Annotated in this window: 16 protein-coding genes; 4 read left to right on the top strand and 12 right to left on the bottom strand. The window is 70.0% G+C overall.

Translation table 11 applies throughout. The annotated features are described in order from the left end of the window. The 6 genes from ORI60_RS09925 to ORI60_RS09900 form a co-directional block, all read right to left on the bottom strand. Positions 1-630 (bottom strand): hypothetical protein (locus ORI60_RS09925; RefSeq protein ID WP_266036573.1); only part of this gene is annotated, 630 nt, incomplete at its 3' end. A 146-nt stretch (positions 631-776) separates the two neighbouring features. Further along, entirely contained in the window at positions 777-2,030 is a 1,254-nt protein-coding gene (gene serS / locus ORI60_RS09920; protein WP_266036571.1) for a serine--tRNA ligase, read from the bottom strand. Between the two features lie 44 nt (positions 2,031-2,074). Continuing rightward, entirely contained in the window at positions 2,075-5,005 is a 2,931-nt protein-coding gene (locus ORI60_RS09915) for an AfsR/SARP family transcriptional regulator (protein ID WP_266036569.1), read from the bottom strand. A gap of 229 nt (positions 5,006-5,234) precedes the next feature. Beyond that, on the bottom strand, positions 5,235-5,690 hold the full coding sequence (locus ORI60_RS09910; protein WP_089907738.1) for a DUF350 domain-containing protein: 456 nt from the start codon (positions 5,688-5,690) through the stop codon (positions 5,235-5,237). A 21-nt stretch (positions 5,691-5,711) separates the two neighbouring features. Beyond that, positions 5,712-6,875, bottom strand: a complete 1,164-nt coding sequence (locus tag ORI60_RS09905) for a glutathionylspermidine synthase family protein (protein ID WP_266036565.1) — start codon at positions 6,873-6,875, stop codon at positions 5,712-5,714. Between the two features lie 6 nt (positions 6,876-6,881). Beyond that, positions 6,882-7,553 (bottom strand): hypothetical protein, encoded by a 672-nt coding sequence (locus ORI60_RS09900; protein ID WP_266036564.1) that lies wholly within the window; start codon positions 7,551-7,553, stop codon positions 6,882-6,884. Between the two features lie 153 nt (positions 7,554-7,706). On the opposite strand from ORI60_RS09900, the gene ORI60_RS09895 reads away from it, so the two are divergent. Both ORI60_RS09895 and ORI60_RS09890 read left to right on the top strand, forming a co-directional pair. Then, entirely contained in the window at positions 7,707-8,765 is a 1,059-nt protein-coding gene (locus tag ORI60_RS09895; RefSeq protein WP_266036563.1) for a septum formation family protein, read from the top strand. Next, positions 8,762-9,112 carry a metallopeptidase family protein gene (locus ORI60_RS09890; RefSeq protein WP_266036562.1) on the top strand — a complete coding sequence of 117 codons (351 nt, stop codon included), beginning with the start codon at positions 8,762-8,764 and terminating at the stop codon, positions 9,110-9,112. Before ORI60_RS09895 ends, ORI60_RS09890 begins: the two co-directional genes overlap by 4 nt. Positions 9,113-9,140: 28 nt before the next feature. On the opposite strand, the gene ORI60_RS09885 is transcribed toward ORI60_RS09890, so the two are convergent. Both ORI60_RS09885 and pheA read right to left on the bottom strand, forming a co-directional pair. Next, positions 9,141-9,734, bottom strand: a complete 594-nt coding sequence (locus tag ORI60_RS09885; RefSeq protein WP_266036560.1) for a histidine phosphatase family protein — start codon at positions 9,732-9,734, stop codon at positions 9,141-9,143. Then, complete coding sequence (gene pheA, locus ORI60_RS09880; protein ID WP_266036558.1) at positions 9,731-10,621, bottom strand: prephenate dehydratase; 891 nt, start codon at positions 10,619-10,621, stop codon at positions 9,731-9,733. The genes ORI60_RS09885 and pheA overlap by 4 nt, the downstream gene beginning before the upstream one ends. Positions 10,622-10,756: 135 nt before the next feature. On the opposite strand from pheA, the gene ORI60_RS09875 reads away from it, so the two are divergent. Beyond that, positions 10,757-11,275 carry a macro domain-containing protein gene (locus ORI60_RS09875; RefSeq protein WP_266036605.1) on the top strand — a complete coding sequence of 173 codons (519 nt, stop codon included), beginning with the start codon at positions 10,757-10,759 and terminating at the stop codon, positions 11,273-11,275. 54 nt (positions 11,276-11,329) lie between these two features. On the opposite strand, the gene ORI60_RS09870 is transcribed toward ORI60_RS09875, so the two are convergent. Next, positions 11,330-11,824, bottom strand: coding sequence for a GNAT family N-acetyltransferase (locus ORI60_RS09870; protein WP_266036556.1), 495 nt, complete (start codon positions 11,822-11,824; stop codon positions 11,330-11,332). 61 nt (positions 11,825-11,885) lie between these two features. Here ORI60_RS09870 and ORI60_RS09865 point away from each other — a divergent pair, with 61 nt between their 5' ends. After that, the gene (locus ORI60_RS09865; protein ID WP_266036554.1) at positions 11,886-12,503 is read left to right on the top strand and encodes a response regulator; all 618 of its coding nucleotides are present in this window, start codon (positions 11,886-11,888) and stop codon (positions 12,501-12,503) included. Here ORI60_RS09865 and ORI60_RS09860 read toward each other — a convergent pair. The 3 genes from ORI60_RS09860 to cydB are packed head-to-tail and all read right to left on the bottom strand — an operon-like array spanning position 12,481 to position 17,557. Further along, positions 12,481-13,587, bottom strand: coding sequence for a GAF domain-containing sensor histidine kinase (locus ORI60_RS09860; RefSeq protein WP_266036552.1), 1,107 nt, complete (start codon positions 13,585-13,587; stop codon positions 12,481-12,483). The genes ORI60_RS09865 and ORI60_RS09860 overlap by 23 nt on opposite strands. A 5-nt stretch (positions 13,588-13,592) precedes the next feature. Continuing rightward, positions 13,593-16,586 (bottom strand): thiol reductant ABC exporter subunit CydD, encoded by a 2,994-nt coding sequence (gene cydD / locus ORI60_RS44595; protein ID WP_323055893.1) that lies wholly within the window; start codon positions 16,584-16,586, stop codon positions 13,593-13,595. Next, positions 16,586-17,557, bottom strand: a complete 972-nt coding sequence (gene cydB, locus ORI60_RS09845; RefSeq protein ID WP_266036550.1) for a cytochrome d ubiquinol oxidase subunit II — start codon at positions 17,555-17,557, stop codon at positions 16,586-16,588. The genes cydD and cydB overlap by 1 nt, the downstream gene beginning before the upstream one ends. Positions 17,558-17,561 lie beyond the last annotated feature (4 nt).

Here is a 17,561-nt window from a genome sequence, read left to right as displayed (position 1 = left end):
CAACGCCATCGTGCCGTTGGGATCGATCGCCGCGATGTCCGAACGACCATCACCACTGAAATCCTTGGACGCGGACGGAGGTGGAGTGGGGGCCTCGATCACCTTGTGGTAGCGGCGCGGCTCATAGGTGCTCGCGGTGCCCGCTGACCAGGTGCGCTCGACGGTCGGCGCACCATTGGGTCCCGCCTGCTCCCGAACGACGGGCTGTGTTCGCGCCCCGTCGGCCCAGCGGACGAAAAGCGCGACGTGGCCGTCGTTGAGCAAGGCGTCGCCGGTGCGCAGGTCTGCGCGGTTGATCAGGGAAGAGAAGTTCCGCAGCGTCAGGGTGGTCTCGGACCGGCCGAGGCCCCAGATCAGGGACACGTACCCCGAGCAGTCGGTGCGGTAGCTGCCGTACTGGTTGGAGTGGCAGCCCGCCTGGCTGTAGGGAACGCGGGCGTCGATCCACGGCTGCGATCTGACCATCATGTCGGCGCGGCTGACGCCACCGGGCACGCCGATTTCCTGGCAGTAGAGCAGGATCTGGAAGTCGTCGTTGAGCGGTGCGGGAGCGGCTGCGAGCGCGGCCGGCGCGGTGAGCAGCGCAACGGCTGCGGCTGAGAGCGCAGCGGCAACGGTGTTCCGAAGCATGTGAACCCCTTGGTGTCGGGACTGTTTTCCCTTGCACCAAAAGGTTGTCGTTCACGTCTTCAAGCCGTCTCCAAGACGACTCCAACGATCTTTCAAGGTTCTACAGGCCCCGGCCGTCGCAGTTGCGCGACGGCCGGAGCTCGCGACTACCTCGGCCTGAGCACTTCCAGGCCGCCCATGAACGGGCGCATCGCCTGGGGGACCACCACGGAGCCGTCGGCCTGCTGGTGGTTCTCCAGGATCGCGACGATCCAGCGCGTGGTCGCCAGCGTGCCGTTGAGCGTGGCGGCGATCTGCGACTTGCCGTTCTCGTCGCGGTAGCGGACGTTCAGGCGGCGTGCCTGGAACGTCGTGCAGTTCGACGTCGACGTCAGCTCGCGGTACTTCTGCTGCGTCGGCACCCAGGCCTCGCAGTCGAACTTGCGGTGCGCCGACGTGCCGAGGTCGCCCGTCGCCGTGTCGATGACGCGGTAGGGCACCTCGATCTTGGCGAGCATCTCCTCTTCCCAGCCCAGCAGACGGGCGTGCTCCGCCTCGGCGTCCTCGGGCTTGACGTAGGAGAACATCTCGACCTTGTTGAACTGGTGCACGCGGATGACGCCGCGGGTGTCCTTGCCGTACGAGCCGGCCTCGCGGCGGTAGCACGACGACCAGCCCGCGTAGCGGCGTTCGCCGTCGAGGATCTCGTCGGCGTGGTAGCCGGCGAGCGGCACCTCCGACGTGCCGACGAGGTACAGGTCGTCGGCGGGCAGGTGGTAGATCTCGCTCGAGTGCGCGCCCAGGAAGCCGGTGCCCGCCATGATCTCGGGCCGCACCAGCGTGGGCGTGATCATGAGCTCGAAGCCGTTGGCCGTGGCCTGCGCCGCCGCCATGTTGAGCAGCGCGAGCTCCAGCTGCGCGCCGACGCCCTTGAGGAAGTAGAACCGCGAGCCGCTGACCTTCGCGCCGCGCTCCATGTCGATCGCGCCGAGCTTCGTGCCCAGGTCGAGGTGGTCCTGCGGCTCGAAGTCGAACTCGCGCGGCTCGCCGACGGTCTTGACGACGCGGAAGTCGTCCTCGCCGCCGACCGGCGCGTCCGGGTGCACCAGGTTCGGGATCTTGGCGAGGAGCTCGTTGACCTCGTCGGCGGTGGCGTTCTGCTCGGCTTCGGCGGCCTTGACCTCGGCGGCCAGGTCCTTCGCCTTGGCCAGCAGCGCGGCGCGCTCGTCGCCCTTGGCCTTGCCGACCTCCTTGCCGAGCACCTTCTGCTCGGCGCGCAGGGTGTCCGCGCGGGAGATGGCGGTCCGCCGGCGCTCGTCCGCGGACAGCAGGCTGTCGACGACGCCCTCGTCCTCGCCGCGGGCGCGCTGCGAAGCGCGCACGATCTCCGGGTTCTCGCGCAACACCTTGAGGTCAATCACCCTCAACAGAGTAGTGGGCTACCGCCAGCGCATATTGCCGGGCACTACGACAGACGTGTCGACGACAGCCACTCGGCCGCGGTCATCCCCTCCAGCTCGGTGGCCTCGCGAACCCCGAGCGACCGGAAGAGCTCGAGTGCGGCCGTCCAGGTCTCGGCGTCCGAGGTGGCCGCGGCGAGGTCGCGCATGGTCCGCGCACGCCAGAGCGGTGCGCCGAGTTCCGTCCACAGCTCCAGAGCCTCCGAGAGCAGCGCGGCTGCGTCGGGCCTTCCCAAGGTCAGGGAGAGCTCTCCCCTGGTCCTCGTCGTCAGGGCGAGGCCGAACCGGTCCCGTTGCCTCTCGCAGACCTCGGCGCACTCGGCCAGCAGGTCGTCCAGGCCCTCGAACAACCCCGCGCGCAGCGAGGCTTTCACCGAGGACTGCACCGCGTACACGGCCCCGAGCTCGTCACCGGCCACTCGAAGCAGCGCCTCGGCCTCCCGGCTCGACTCGACCGCCTCCAGGAACTTCCCCGACGCTCGTTGGCACAGGCTCAGGCCGCGCAGAGCGAGTGCGGTACCTCGCTGGTCCTCGAGCTTCCGGTAGAGCGAGAGGCTGCGTTCGAGCGCGGTTTCCGCGGTGGCCAGATCTCCCAGATCGCGGTCTATCGCCCCCAGGCCGTACTCGGCGGCCGCCACGATCTCGTCGTCACCGAGCAGCACCGCCCGTTTCAACGCCGACCGCGCGAGGTCGAAGGACGCGAGGTCGCGGTACACCGTGCCCAGTCCGACCAGCGCCACCGCCAACGTGGCGTCGTCGCCCACCAGCTCCGCGCGATCGGCCGCCTGCTGGAAGTTCGTCAGAGCCGCGTCGAAGTCGTCCTGCTCGTACCGCAGCTGCCCGAGCCCGGCCAGGACGACGGCCTCGGCCGCCGTGTTGCCCTGCGCACGCACGGCACGGAGTGCCACGTCGTGCGTCCGTTGCCAGCCGTCGAACTCGTTGCGGGCCGAGAACGACGACGACAGCAGCGACGTGATCAACGTCGTCGTGATCTCGTCGGCCCCGAGGTCGTGCGCGCGTTCGACCACCCGCACGACCGCACTCGTCTCGGAGTGCAGCCACCCCATGGGGTTCTCCTCGACCTCTTCGACGAGGCGCGGATCGACCTCCTCCTCCACGCCGGGCCGGGGGCGCAGACCCAGCGTGACTCGTGGCAACCGCTTCGAACCTGCTTCGACGAGCGTCACCCACGTGGCGAGGAGCCTGCCGACCGCAGTGGTGACGCTCTCGTCGAGAGGCGCCTGCTCCGCACCGAAGAGCTGCACCAGGTCGTGGAAGCGGTAACGCACACGTCCGATGTGGTCGACCCCGGCGACGTCGAGGAGCCTGAGCTCGACCAGGTGTTCCACGACGTCCTCGGCCTCGTCGAGGTCCACGAGGAGCAGCGGCGCGGCGACCCACGCGCCGAAGTCGGGCATGTCGAGCACCGCGAGGAGGTGGAACGCCGTGCGGTGCAGGTCGTCGAGGTCCGCGTGGTTCAACCGCAGGCTGGAGCGGATCGCGAGATCACCGACGGTGAGCTCGTCGAGCCTTCGCCGCTCGTCGGACAGGCGTTTCGCGAGCGTGCGCAGCGGCCAATGGGGGCGGGCGAGCAGCTTGGCCGCGGCCGCGCGCAGGGCCAGCGGCACGCCGCCGCACAGTTCGACGATGTGCCGGGCCGACTCCGGCTCCGCCTTCACCCTCTGCTCGCCCGCGATCCGGCTGAGCATCTCCGCGCTGACCTCCGGCTCGAGGAGCCCCAGCTCGACGGGGTCCGCCCCCTCCAGGCCGGTCAGGCGTGAACGGCTCGTGATGATCACGAAGCAGTTCGGGTTGCCCGGTAACAGCGAGCGCACCTGTCTCTCGTTGCGGGCGTTGTCGAGGACGATCACCAGCTTGCGGTCGGCGACCAGGCGCCGGTACAGCTCGACGCGTTCGTCGATCCCGTCCGGCTGGTCCTTGCCGAGAACGCCGAGCAGGCCCAGGAACCGTCCCACGACCTCGTGCGATCGCAGATCCCGCTCGGAGCCGCGGAGATCGGCGAAGAGCTGACCGTCCGGGTAGTCGCGGCGCAGCAGGTGAGCAGCGCGCACGGCGAGCGCGGACTTGCCGGCGCCACCGAAGCCCGAGATGACGACGGTCGGGGTCGACGTCGTGTTCGCCGGTGCGGCGGCGACGGCCAGCACCTGCGCCAACGCGTCCTGCCGGCCGGTGAAGTCGCTGATGTCCGGCGGGAGGTGGTGCGGCACGACGGCGTTCCGCGCGGGTGCGGCGGCGAGCAGCGGGATCTCGAGCGTCCCGGCCAGCAACTGCCGGTGCAACGTCTGGAGCTTCTCGCCCGGCTCGATCCCGAGCTCGTCGAGGAGGTAGGTCCGCGCCTCGCGGTACACGGCGAGCGCGTCGGCCTGCCGGCCCGCCCGGTACAACGCGTTCATCAGCAGCAGTCGTGTGTCCTCACGCGCCGGGTGGGAGTGCGCCAGCGCGGACAGTCGTCCGATCGCGTCCTCGAACCGGCTCTGGGCCAGCTCGCAGCGGCCGAGTCCTTCCTGGGCGGACAGGCGTGACTCCTCCAGGGCCAGGGCGTGGCCCCTGGCGAAGTTCGCCTCGATCCCGTGCAGCGCGGGACCCCGCCAGAGCTCGAGTCCTCGTTCGTAGTGGCGGAACGCGGTCGCGGGATCGTCGTCCCGCTCGGCCTGCCGCGCCAGCGACACCTGCCGGGTGAACTCGTCGATGTCGCTGTACTCGACGTCGAGGAGGTAGCCCGGTGCTCGGGTGACCAGTGCCTGCCCGGCCACCCGCCGCAGCGACGACACGTAGGTGTGAACGAGGGCGGCTGCGCTCTGCGGCGGTGACTCGTCCCAGATCAGGTCCACGAGCCGGTCGGCAGTGACGACCTGCCTCAACTGGAGCAGCAACGCCACCAGCAACGTTCTGGGTTTGGGCCCTCCGAGGGCCACCTTTCTGTCCCCGTCCCACACCTCGACCGGCCCCAATGCGAGCACACGCACTGCATCCCCCCAAGTCCACCCCATCGAGTTACGAGAATGCACCAGACGGGGATGCGTGGTCACGCTTCAAAGGTCGCGAAACGGGACGGTTGGACAGGATTGCTCCAATGGTGGCGGCACCCGCGAACAAGGGACCCGGCGCCGAACACGGCACCGGGTCCCTCGACAGCCGAACGGCCTAGTAGATCGCGAACGCCACCACGAGGCCGAGGGCGACGTGGGCCGCCGCGACGACGACGGAGGCCGGCGCGAACCTGTCCGACTCGATGATCGAGCCGATGTCGAGCTTGGTCACCCACTCCAGCAGCCGCACGGCCGCGACCTGCACGATGATGCCGACGATGCCGTAGATCAGCGACGTGAGCAGGCCCTCGTCGAGCTTGCCGACCGCGCTCAGGATGGCGACGACGACGATGAACGCCATCGACACGAGGCCGGAGGCGGTGACGATCACGGCGTTCGGCGCGCCGTTGCGGACCAGGATCGACAGCTTGCCCGGCGTCGTCCAGTCGATCGCGTAGAAGCCGAACACCATGAGGACCAGACCGACGACGGCGTACAGCGCGATCGCGCCGATGCCCCGGCCGATGGCCGAGCCGAAGCCGGGGTCCAACGCGAGCGTCGTGTAGTCCATTACCTGTTCCCTTTCGGAGTCTTACTCAACAATTCGATGCGGCACGAACGCCGCGCCATCGTCGGTCACCAGACCGACCGTTTCCCGGATGCCGAGGCCTGCCGACGTGTCGCCGACGACCCAGGCACCCAACGCGGGGCGGTAGCCGTCGAACTCCGGAAGCGGATCGAACAGCTGGTACACGAAGCCTTCTTTGCCGTACACGCCGCCGGTCTGCGTCTCGTAGCCCGGGGCGACGATCTGGATGTTCGACCCCTCGCGGCCGAGCAGCGGCTTGCGCACGTACTCGGTGAGCATGCCGGGGTCGTTCAGGTACGCGGGGAGCAGGTTGGGGTGGCCCGGGTACATCTCCCACAGGATCGCGAGCAGCGCCTTGTTGGAGAGCAGCATCTTCCACAGCGGCTCGACCCACAGCGTGCCGGGCAGCGACTCGACGGCGTGGCGGCCGAACTGCTCCTCGACCACCCACTCCCACGGGTAGAGCTTGAAGACCGTGCCCATCGGGGCCTCTTCGAGGTCGACGAACCGGTTGAGCAGCGTGTCCCAGCCGACCTCCTCGATCGCGAGGCCCACGGTGTTCAGGCCCGCTTCGGCGGCCGTCTCCTGCAGGCAGGCGATCGTGAGGTGGTCCTCGCCGGACGGGTCTGCGCCCGACCAGGTGAAGTGCAGCTCGCTGGAGGGCAGCTTCGCGCCGATCTCCGTCCACCGCTCGACCAGGCGCTCGTGCAGCGAGTTCCACTGGTCGCCGTCCGGGAAGACGTCTTCCTTCCAGTACCACTGGACGTACGCGGCCTCGAGCAGCGACGTGGGGGTGTCGGCGTTGTACTCGAGCAGCTTCGCGGGGCCCGAGCCGTCGTAGCGCAGGTCGAAGCGCCCGTAGACGTGCGGGTCGCGGCGGCGCCACGACTCGGCGATGTGCGGCCACACCCACTCGGGGATGCCGAAGTCGCGGTACCGCTCGGTGAGCACCACGTTGTCGACCGCGTCGAGGCACATGGAGTGGAGGAGCTCGACGTCGGCTTCGAGCGAGAGGACCTCGCTCATCTCGAACACGTAGTGCACCGACTCGTCCCAGTACGGACGGTCGGCGCCGTTCGCGTACTTCGCGGGCAGGCCGAAGACCAAGCCCTGGTCGGAGACCGTCCGCTGCCAGTTCGGCCGCGGCTGTGAGGCTTCACGACGCAACTGTGCTCAGCCTCCGCTGCTCTTCGAGCCGCTGCTGATGCCGAAGCCTCCGCGCTGGACCGACGTGCCGGACTTGGTCGTGACGTTCGCGCCCTTGGGGATCGTGTAGCTGCCGCCGGACACCTTCTGGCCGACCGCGCCCGAGCCGCCGTAGTTGTAGCGGTACGAGGTGCCACCGATGTAGATGAAGCCGCCGCTGCTGTACCCACCGTGACTGCGGTAGTACGACTCGTCGCAGTAGTCGTCGTCGACGATCACGTTGTTCGAGTCGGTGCACTGCGCGGTGACGTTCTTCGGGCTGGCGGCCGCGTACCAGATCGCGACCAGCGCGATCACGCCGACGGTGACGCCACCGCCGATGAGAAGGCGTTTGCGCGTCTTGCGCTTCTTCTCGAACGCGGCGGACTCGGCGGCGAACCGCTCCTGCTGGGCCTTGAGCGCGGCGGCACGAGCGCGTTGCTCGGCGACCGTGGCCTGGCGGGGCTTGGTCACGCCGGCCTGCTGCTGGCGCACCTTGCCCTTGGCGGGCGGCTGGTTCGGGCCGGCCTGCTGCGGCGCAGGCTGGTACGGCGGCAGCTGCTGTGGCTGGCCGGGCTGTTGCGGCTGGCCGGGCTGTCCCGACGGAGACCCAGGCTGGGGCGTCGGCTGGCCAGGTCCTGGCAGGTTGTTGTCAGTCATCACCACTCCCGCGGGCAAGGTACCTAGCGAGACGGCTGAAACATGGCCAATTCGGTGACGAGTGTCCTAATAGCAACACTCGACCCAACCCGGCGCACAGCCGTCTCACACGGCACGGGCATCATGGATGAGATGTCTCCGAGCGCCGGTTGGTTGAGTCGATCCGGTCACATCCGCGACACGCGGATCGTGATGGCCGGTGCTTTCGCGGGCGCCTTCGGCTTGTTGATGTTGTCCGCGTTCACGTCCGTGCTGGCAGGAGGCCCGCTCACCACCAAGCGTGAGCTCGTCAACGCCGCGTACCAGGCCGTCGCGGGCGAGTGCCTCAACTGGGAGAAGGCGGACCTGTCCGACGCGCAGAAGGTCGACTGCTCGGCCGCGCACAAGTTCGAGGTCACCGGCACGGCCGACATCACCGCCGCGTACCCGAAGGAAGCGCCGTTCCCGAACGCCGAGGCCTGGGAGAAGATCGCGCAGGACAACTGCGCCCAGGCGTCGACCACCTACATGGGCGGCAAACTCGACCCGAAGGGCAAGTACGGCGTCAGCACCCTGAACCCGGACGAAGGCCGCTGGTCGAGCGGTTATCGCCAGCTCAGGTGCGGTCTGCAGGTCACCGCCCCGTCCGGCGCCGCCCTGCCGTCGTACGGCAGCGCGAAGACCCAGGACCAGTCCGCCGTCTACGACCCCGGCGTCTGCGTCGCCCTGGCCGAGAACAACAAGGTGGGCGACCCGATCGACTGCGCCAAGCCGCACGCGTTCGAGATCGTCGGAGTCGTGCAGCACCCCGAGGGCCCGTTCATGGCCCTGGAGGCGCAGGACTCCGTGATGTCCGAGAAGTGCGCGGCCATCGCCGCCGAGTACACCGGCGGCGCCGACCTGAAGGCCAAGAACCTGCTGGTCACGTGGGACACGCGCGCCGAGGAGAGCTGGGCCGTCGGCTCCCGCAAGGCCAACTGCAAGATCGGCGCGGTACCCCAGGGCAACAACCTCGTGGCGTGGGAGGGCAGCGTCCGCAACCCCAACGGCGCGCCGCTGACCACCGCGAACCCGCCGCAGACGACGTCGGTCAAGGCCCAGGACGAGCCCACCGGCGCCCCGCTGCACTCCGAGTCGGGCAAGCCGCCGTCGGAGTCCGGCAAGCCCTCGGAGTCAGGCAAGCCCGACAAGCCCTCCTCCAGCCCGCCCCCGTCGAGCACCGAGAACCGATGACCGTCGAGATGACCAGGGCTCGTTTCGACGAGCTGGTCGAAGAGGCACTGGACCTGGTCCCGCCCGGCTTCACGCACGCGATGAACAACGTCGTGGTGCTGGTCGAGGACCGCAACCCCGAGGAGCCCTCGCTTCTCGGGCTCTACCAGGGCATCGCGCTGACCGAGCGCAACTCCGACTACGGCGGCACGCTGCCCGACCACATCTTCATCTACCGCGAGGCGATCCTCGACATCTGCGACACCGAGGAGGACGTGGTCGAGGAGGTCATCATCACCGTGGTGCACGAGATCGCGCACCACTTCGGGGTGGACGACGCCAAGCTGCACGAACTGGGCTGGGGCTGAGGCCCCTCCCCCGCGCGGGTGAGGCGGGCTAGATCTCCACGCCCGCCCAGGACCGGCACACCCAGCCGTCGCCCTCGGCCTCCAGCACCACGACGCCGGTGTTCGGCAGCAGGTTCTCGGCCAGCTCCACCGGCACGTTCGACGCGAGAGCCAGCGCGCCCATCCGCCCGGCGCCTCCGTGCGTCACGACCATGACGGTCCCGTCGGCCCGGATGGTCGAGATGGCGCCGAGGAACCGGTCCAGCACCTGCTGACCGGTCTCGCCGCCGCCGGGGAACGCCACGTGCAGGGCGCCTTCCGCCCACGCGATGACGGTGTCGAGGTAGGCCTTGTAGGCCTCGGTGTCGTTGCGGCCTTCGAGTGAGCCGACCTGGATCTCCTCGATGCCCTCCAGGATCTGGACGGGCAGGCCGAAGCGTTCGGCGGTCGGGGCGGCGGTCTGCTGGGCGCGCAGGCCGATGCTCGCGTAGACGGCGGTGATGTTCTCGCCGGCGAGGGAGTCGGCCAGTTCGCGGGCCTGCTTGAGGCCCAGGTCGGTGAGCGGGGGTCCCGGCATGGCCGTGTCCAGCTTGCGTTCGATGTTCGACGCCGTCTCACCGTGCCTGACCAGCAGCAACCTCACCCGCGCTCGCCCTTTCTGACAGCATCGACCCAGGAGGCGGCTGCGGCGAACTCGGCGTTGTGAGCCTCGACGGGCTCGTGGTCGGCCTTCGGGAAGGACCCGAGGAACCGGATCTCGCGCGAGTGTCGGTGCAGCGCGGCCAGCGCGTCACCGATCCTCGGCTCTGCGATGTGCCCCTCGACGTCGATGTAGAAGCGGTACGTCCCCAGTTTGCCCTTCTGGGGGCGCGATTCGAGGCCTGTGAGATTGATGCCACGCAACGCCAGCTCGGTGAGCAGTTCGGACAGCACGCCGACGCGGTTCGGGGTGGTCACGACGACGCTCGTGCGGTCTGCGCCGGTCGGCTCAGGAAGCTGGCCCGGACGGCGCAGCAGCAGGAACCTCGTGCGCGCGTCGGGCACGTCCAGCACGTCGGTGGCGTACTCGTCCAGCTCGTAGTGGTTGACGGCGACGGGGGCCGAGACGGCCGCGTCGAACTCGCCGCGCTCGACGGCGGCAGCGGCGGCCGCGGTCGACGAGGTGGCGATCGCGGTGGCGCCGGGCAGCGTGGCGGCGATCCACTCGCGGACCTGGGCCAGCGCGTGCGGGTGCGAGGCGATGGTGCGGATCTCGGTGGTCCCGGGCCGGACCAGGACGCTGAACTTGACGTCCAGCACCGTCTCGGCCACGGCGACGACCGGCTCGTCGCGCACGAGGACGTCGAGCGTCACCGGCACGGCGCCCTCGACGGAGTTCTCGATCGGCACGCACGCGAGGTCGGCCGAACCGTCGCGCACGGCGGCGACGGCGAGCGGGATCGTCTCGAACGGAACGAGTTCACCCTCGAACCGCGACGCGGCCTGCTCGGTGAAGGTCCCCTGTGGTCCGAAGTACGCAATGCGAGGCACCCGCACACAGTAGAGGCGCGAATCACGCCTGTGTCGGGGGCCAATCCTGGGTTCCGCCGGGACCGTTCGAACTGGAATGCTTGGGGCGTGCCCGCTCTAGCGCCAGAACTCGTGTTGTGCGCGGTCGACGAACCGATGGCGAACGCCTGGCTCGCCGTCGCGGACGGCCGCGACGGGGTGCGGGTGCACCGCGGGTCCGTTCTGGACATCCACGCGCAGGCCATCGTCAGCCCGGCGAACTCGCAGGGCTGGATGCGCGGTGGCATCGACGCCGTCTACGCCACGGCCTTCCCCCAGGTCGAGAACAACGTCCGCAGCGCCGTTCTGGCGCTGCACGGCGGTGAGCTCCCGGTCGGCGAGGCGCAGATCGTGGCGACCGGCGAGACCGAGCCGGCGTGGCTCATCAGCGCTCCGACGATGCGCCGGCCCGGCGAACGGCTGCCGGTCGACACCGTCCACCCGTACCTCGCCGCACGGGCCGTGCTGATGCTCTGGCTCACCGGTCGCCTGGAGGACGGCACGCTCGTGCGCGACGCCGTCCGCACCATCGCGATGCCGGGACTCGGCACCGGGGTGGGGGGCGTCGCACCGTCCACGTGCGCCCACCAGGTCGCCGCCGCGTGGGACGAGGCGTTCAACCCGTTGCACGTCTAGTTGTGCACAAGGGTTGTGCACAACCCTGTGGACAGAGCTGTGGACACCTGTGGACTACTGCCGTGGCGCGACCCATCGTTCCAGGTCGAGCTCATCTGTGATGGGGATGCCGAACTCCCCGACCGCGGGGATCTCGGGCTTGAGCTTGCGCGCTTCGCGCACCGCGTCCGGTCTCAACGCCACCAGCTTGAAGCCGCGGCGCTGGTAGAAGCGGATCGCGTCGAGGTTGTCGTTGGTGGTCGTCAGGCGCACCCGGTTGCATCCGAGCGTGCGCGCCTGGCGGACCGTGGCGTCGACCAGCGCGGTACCGACGCCACGGCCCCGCCGAAGTGCGTCGATCGTGACGATCTCCAGCTGGTTGTTCGCCACCGCGTAGGTCAGCAGCCCCAGCACCTGGCCCTGCTTCTCCACGAGGAAGCCCGGCAGACTCGCCGGGAAGAACACCTCGCCGTGCGCTACGGCGGTGTGCGCGCCCCATAGCTCGAGAACCAGTCGGGCGACAACTATGCGATCTGCTTCCTCGACCGGTCGTACCGAGCCTTCTGCCATGACAAGAACTGTGCCAATTCGAGTCACACTCAGGAACAGCCATTCGACGTACGGTGGATTCGTGCCAGTGCGCGTTTTGTTGGTTGATGATCACGAAGTGGTGCGCAGAGGACTGCGCGAGATGCTCGACGACGAGGAGGACATCTCGGTCGTCGCCGAGGCCGGTTCCGTCGACGAGGCGGTGACGCGGGCTCGGAAGATCCCGCCCGACGTGGCGGTGGTCGACGTCCAGCTGCCGGACGGCAGCGGCGTCGACCTGTGCCGGTCGTTGCGGGACCTCGGCATTCGTTGCCTCGTGCTGACCGCGTTCGACGACGAGGAAGCGCTCGTCGGCGCGATCATGGCCGGGGCGTCGGGGTATCTGCTCAAGCAGGTTCGGGGACAGGACGTCGTCACGGCCGTGCGCGAGGTCGCAGCTGGACGGTCCCTTCTGGACCCCGCCACCACAAGCCGAGTACTCGAACGGATGCGCAATCCGACCCCGATCGGCCTCACCGACCAGGAACAGCGCGTGCTCGAACTCATCGGTGAGGGCCTCACCAACCGCCAAATCGGTGAACGCCTCTTCCTCGCGGAGAAGACCGTCAAGAACTACGTGACGTCCGTGCTTTCCAAACTCGGCATGGAACGGCGGACGCAGGCCGCCGCCTGGGTGGCTAAACGGGGACGGACCAGGTGAGCGTCGTCCCGTTCGGCGAACTCACCACGCGGAAATCGCCGCTCGCGGACTTCGCCCGTTCGGCGAGGTGCCGCAGCCCGCGCTGAGTCACGCCGGACGGGATGCCGCAGCCGTTGTCGGCGACGCGCAGCAGCAGGTGCTTCTCATCGCGCCGTACGTCGATCTGGACGTTGGTCGCGCCTGAGTGCCGCACGACGTTCGACAACGCCTCGCGCAACGCAGCCCGCGCGTCGTCGGCGTGCTTGCGCGGCACGTTCGCCAGGTCGCCGGCCACGTGCAGGCGCGGCGCGAAGCCGAGCAGCTCGCCGGCCGTGCGGACCTCGGCCCTGATCGAGTCGTGCAGGTCGGCGGAGTCGGCCGGGTCGGTGTTGCGCAGCTCGCGGACGGTCGCGCGGACCTCGGCGATCGTCTCGTCGACCAGGTCGACGGCCTCGTTGATCCGGGCGCGCTGCGAGTTGTCGAGGTTCTTGCCCAGGCGTCGTTCGAGCAGGCTGAGCTGCACGCCTGCGCCGTAGAGCCGTTGGATGATCACGTCGTGCAGGTCGCGGGCGATGCGCTCGCGCTCTTCGTAGACCGCGACGCGCTGCCGTGCCGTGAAGCCCTCGGAGAGCACGACCGCGAGGCCCGCCTGGGCCGCGAACGCCGTCAGCACGTCCACCGTCTCCTGCGTGAACGGCGCTTTGTCCCGGCGGCGGTAGACCGCCAGGGCGCCGATCTTGCGGTCCGAGGTGCCGAACGGCGCCACCGCGAACGGTCCGTAGACGCGCAACGGCTGTGGCACGTACGGGGCCGTGCGCGGGTCGTTCGTGACGTCGTCGGCCATCACCGGGACGCCCGTGCGCGCGGCCTTGGCGGCGGCACTGCGCGGGCTCAGCGTCGCGACGACCGGCTCGCCGCTGGAGGCCTCCACCGTCAGCGTGCCGTCGTCGTCCTCCGTGGCGAGCATGGCGAGGCCGAGGTCGGCGTCCGCGATCTCCGCGGCCGCCTCCACCACGAGCCGCAGCACGTTCTCCGGGTCTTCCAGCGCCGCCGAGGTGATCTCGGTGGACGCGACGAGCACACGCCGCGCCAGAGAGGGGTCCATGGCTCTCAACGGTATGCGGGCGTGCCGAGGTCCAGCACCAGGTCCGCCCTCGCCGCCTCGTCCGGGCGGTGCGTGATGTGCAGGACCGTCCTGCCGTCCTGCCTGAGCTGCTCCAGGAGCTTGCGCGCGGTCGGCTCGTCCAGGTGCGCGGTGGGCTCGTCGAGCAGCACCACGTCGGCGTCGTGCAGCAACGCCCGCGCCAGGGCCAGCCGTTGCGCCTCGCCGCCCGACACCTGGTCCGGCCTGATCATCGTGTCGAGCCGGTCGGCCCACTCCGGCAGGCACGCCTTGCGCAGCGCCTCCCGCAACGCCTCGTCGTCGTGCTGGCCCGACATCCGCAGGTTCTCCCGGACGGTCGTGCTGACCAGCATCGGCTCCTGCGGGCACCAGGTGGCGCGCGGCAGCTCGACGATCCCCCGCTCCGGCTGCAGGAAGCCCAGGAGCAACGCGAACAGCGTCGACTTGCCGCTGCCCGACGGTCCCACGATCGCGACGTGCGTGCCGGGTTCGATGTTGAGGTGCAGGTCCCGCAGCGTCGGCTCGGTCGCGCCGGGCCAGCGGACGTCGACGTTCTCCAGCCTGATCCGCTTGCCGCGCGGCTGTTCGGGACGGTCCGGAGCGTCGAACTGCAGCCGCGCGCTCGCCTCCCGCAACGCCCTGCGCTGCTGGGCCGCGAGCGGCAGGGTGGCCAGCGGTTCGGCGAGCGCGAGCGGCACCAGACCCAGCACCGGGTTGCCGCTCGTGGCGCAGATCAGGGCCGCCGCACCGGTCGCGAGCAGGATGATCGCCGTGGCCGCGCCCGTGCCGAACGCTTGCCGGCGGGTCTGACCGGCCAGCTCGACGTCCTCGGCGTGCAGCTGTGCCAGCACGCGGTGGTGGGCGTCGTGCGCGATGAGGTCCGGTGCCGCGGCGAGGGCGTTGATCGTGTCGCGGGCGACCTTGCGGCGGCCCCTGGCGAGCTTCGTGCTGGCCCGCCGCTCGGTCCACACGGCGACGGCCGGTGCCGTCAGGCCGGCCACGAGCAGCAGCCCGCCCAGCGTCAGCGCGGCACCCAGGTCGATGAACGCGAACAGGATCGTGGTCGCGACGCCCGCGCCTATGGCCACGATCGGCGGCACCAGCACGCGCGGCACCAGGTCGCGAACCGTGTCGGTGTCCTCCACGAGCCGCTGCAGCCCGTCGCGCCGTTGGGTCCGCACGAGCCGCAACCACAGCTCGGCACGGAGCTTGTTCGCGAGCCGGAACGTCTCGTCGTGGGTGACCAGGCGCTCGAGGTACCGCAGCACGCCCTTGCTCAGCGCGAACGTCCGCACGCCCACGACCAGCACCGTCAGCGTCAGGATCGGCGGCATCTCGGCGGCGCGGGCGATCAGGTGGGCCGCCAGGGCGGTCAGCGCGATGCCGGCGACGGCCGCGAGGACGCCCAGCCCGGCGCCCTTCCACGGGATCGGCAGGCGCTTCGGGCGTTCGGCCTGCGTCTCCTCGGTGACGACCCTCGCGAACGTCTCGTCCTCGGTCGTCTCCTTGTCGCGGTGCGAGGCGAGGACGACCGCGGCCGTGGCGCTGGCCCGCTTGATCGCTTTGTCGACTTTGCGACTTGTCACCGGGTCGAGGTGCGCGGTCGGTTCGTCGAGGAGCAGCACCGTCGCGCCGTGACGAACCCTCAGCAGGGCACGCGCGACCGCGACGCGTTGGCGCTCTCCGGTCGAGAGGTCGGTGATCTGGCGGTCGAGCAGGTGCACGGCCGCGACCTCGTCGGCGACCTGCTCGACGTCCTCGGCGCCGGGAACGGTGAGTTCCAGCTCGGCGCGGGGCGTGGCGGCGGCGAACGCGGGCTTCTGCGGCACGTACGCGATGTCGCCGGCCACGAACGCGGTGCCGTCCGTCGGCTCCACGAAGCCCAGCAGCACCTGGAACGTCGTCGACTTGCCGGCGCCGCTCGCGCCTTCGAGCCGATGAACCTGCCCCGGCCTGACGTCGAAGCTGACGCCGTCGGGAGCGAAGCCGCCGCGCCGGAGCACGCGCAGGTTGTCCACGTGGACAGAGCCGCCGGGGAGCCGCGGCCGGGCCTTGTCCTCGTGCTCGACCACCTCGGCCACGCGGCGGACCGCTTCCAGGCCGTCCTCGCTGGCGTGGTGAGCGGCACCGGCCGCGCGCAGCGGCAGGTAGCACTCGGGCGCCAGGATCAGCACGACCAGCGCGGTCATCAGCGTCATGTCGCCGTGCACGAGCCGGATGCCGACGCCGACCGCGATCAGTGCGACCGACAGCGACGCGGCGATCTCCAGCACCAACGCGCTCAGGAACGCGATCCGCAGCGTGCCCATCGTGGCCTTGCGGTGCTGTTCGCCGATCTGCCTGACCGCACCGGCCTGCTGCTCGGCGCGGCCGAAGACGGTCAGGACCGGGAGGGCGCGGAGCAGTTCGAGGAGCTGGGCGCTCAACAGCTCCGTGACGTCGGCGGCCTTCTTGACGCGCTTCTCGGTGTACCAGCCGATCAGCGCGGCGAAGACCGGGATCAGCGGCACGGTGACCGCGATCAGCACGGCCGAGGGCCAGTCGGTGAAGAGGATCCACGCTCCGGCCAGCGGCGGCACGATCACGGCCGTGACCAGCGCGGGCAGGTAGCGGGTGAAGTAGGCGTCGAGCGCGTCGAGGCCCTTGGTCGCGAGCACCGACAGCTCGGCGGTGCCGCGGTCGGCGATCCAGCCGGGACCGCGTTCGAACGACTTGGCCAGCAACTGCGTCCGCAGTTCCTCCTTCGCGCCGGCGGCGGCACGGGCGGCGGCGGACTCCGTCGCCCACGACAGACCGGCTCGCGCCAGGATCGCCACGGCCAGCAGCGGAAGACCTTCACGGGTCGTGATGACCGACGCCAGCGCGACGGCCTGGGCGACGAGCGCCAGGGCGTTGAGGAACGCCAGCGCGCCCACCCCGACGAGGGCGCGCCTGGCACTCCTGGAGAGCTGGGGCAGTGCGCCCAGCGGGCCTCGCCTCATCAGTGCGCTGCCGGGATGTGCTGGACGCCGATGCGCTTGCGGAACACCCAGTAGGTCCAGCCCTGGTAGATCAGCACGGCGGGTGTGCCGAACGCCGCCACCCACGTCATGACCATCAGCGTGTACGGGCTGGACGCCGCTCCCGCGACGGTGAGCGAGTACGCGGGGTCGAGCGTCGAGGGCAGGACGTTCGGGTAGAGCGAGGCGAACAGGACCGTCACGGTCGCGGCGACGGCGAGGCCCATGAACGCGAACGCCTGTCCCTCCCGGCCCACCCAGAGCCGCCACAACGCGAGCCCGGCGAACACGAGCACCGGCAACGCCCACACACCCGCGACGTGGAGGAGCAGTGCCACCAGCGGCAGCAACGCGATCGGCGAGATCTTCAACGCCGTCCGGCGCGCGCGCTCGCGGATCTCGCCCTCGGTCTTGAGCGCCACGAAGATCGCACCGTGCACCAGCGCGTAGCCGGCGATCGCCAGCGCGCCGAGCAGCGTCTCCAGCCGGATCGCCGCGAAGGGCGACCCGACCCGGTCACCGGCGGCGTCGATCGGCAACCCGGTCACCGTGGTCGCGATGATCAGGCCGACGCCCAGCGCGGCCACCCACGACCCGACGAAGATGACCGCGTCCCACACCTTGCGCCAGCGCTCCGAGTCCACCTTGCCGCGGTACTCGAACGCGACGCCGCGGCCGATCAGCGCCACCAGGAACAGGGTGAGCGGCAGGTACGCGGCGCTGAAGAGCGCCGCATACCAACCGGGGAACGCCGCGAACGTGGCACCGCCCGCGACGAGGAGCCACACCTCGTTGCCGTCCCACACGGGACCGATGGTGTTGATCATCACCCGGCGCTCGGTGTTGTCCCGCCCGAGGAAGGGCAGCAGCATGCCGACGCCGAAGTCGAAGCCTTCGAGGAACAGGTAGCCCAGCCACAGCAGGGCGATCAGGCAGAACCAGAGCGTTTCCACAGCT

Origin of the sequence: Lentzea sp. NEAU-D7 (assembly GCF_026242055.1) — a bacterium.
Taxonomy (GTDB): domain Bacteria; phylum Actinomycetota; class Actinomycetes; order Mycobacteriales; family Pseudonocardiaceae; genus Lentzea.
This window is presented reverse-complemented; position numbering and strand designations above follow the sequence as displayed.

Bases quoted from the DNA above. Each gene is read 5' to 3' on its own strand.
- ORI60_RS09910 (WP_089907738.1), bottom strand. From the start codon at position 5,690: ATGGACTACACGACGCTCGCGTTGGACCCCGGCTTCGGCTCGGCCATC.
- ORI60_RS09860 (WP_266036552.1), bottom strand. From the start codon at position 13,587: ATGGACCCCTCTCTGGCGCGGCGTGTGCTCGTCGCGTCCACCGAGATC.
- ORI60_RS09890 (WP_266036562.1), top strand. From the start codon at position 8,762: ATGACCGTCGAGATGACCAGGGCTCGTTTCGACGAGCTGGTCGAAGAG.
- ORI60_RS09900 (WP_266036564.1), bottom strand. From the start codon at position 7,553: ATGACTGACAACAACCTGCCAGGACCTGGCCAGCCGACGCCCCAGCCT.
- cydD (WP_323055893.1), bottom strand. From the start codon at position 16,586: ATGAGGCGAGGCCCGCTGGGCGCACTGCCCCAGCTCTCCAGGAGTGCC.
- ORI60_RS09870 (WP_266036556.1), bottom strand. From the start codon at position 11,824: ATGGCAGAAGGCTCGGTACGACCGGTCGAGGAAGCAGATCGCATAGTT.
- ORI60_RS09875 (WP_266036605.1), top strand. From the start codon at position 10,757: ATGGCGAACGCCTGGCTCGCCGTCGCGGACGGCCGCGACGGGGTGCGG.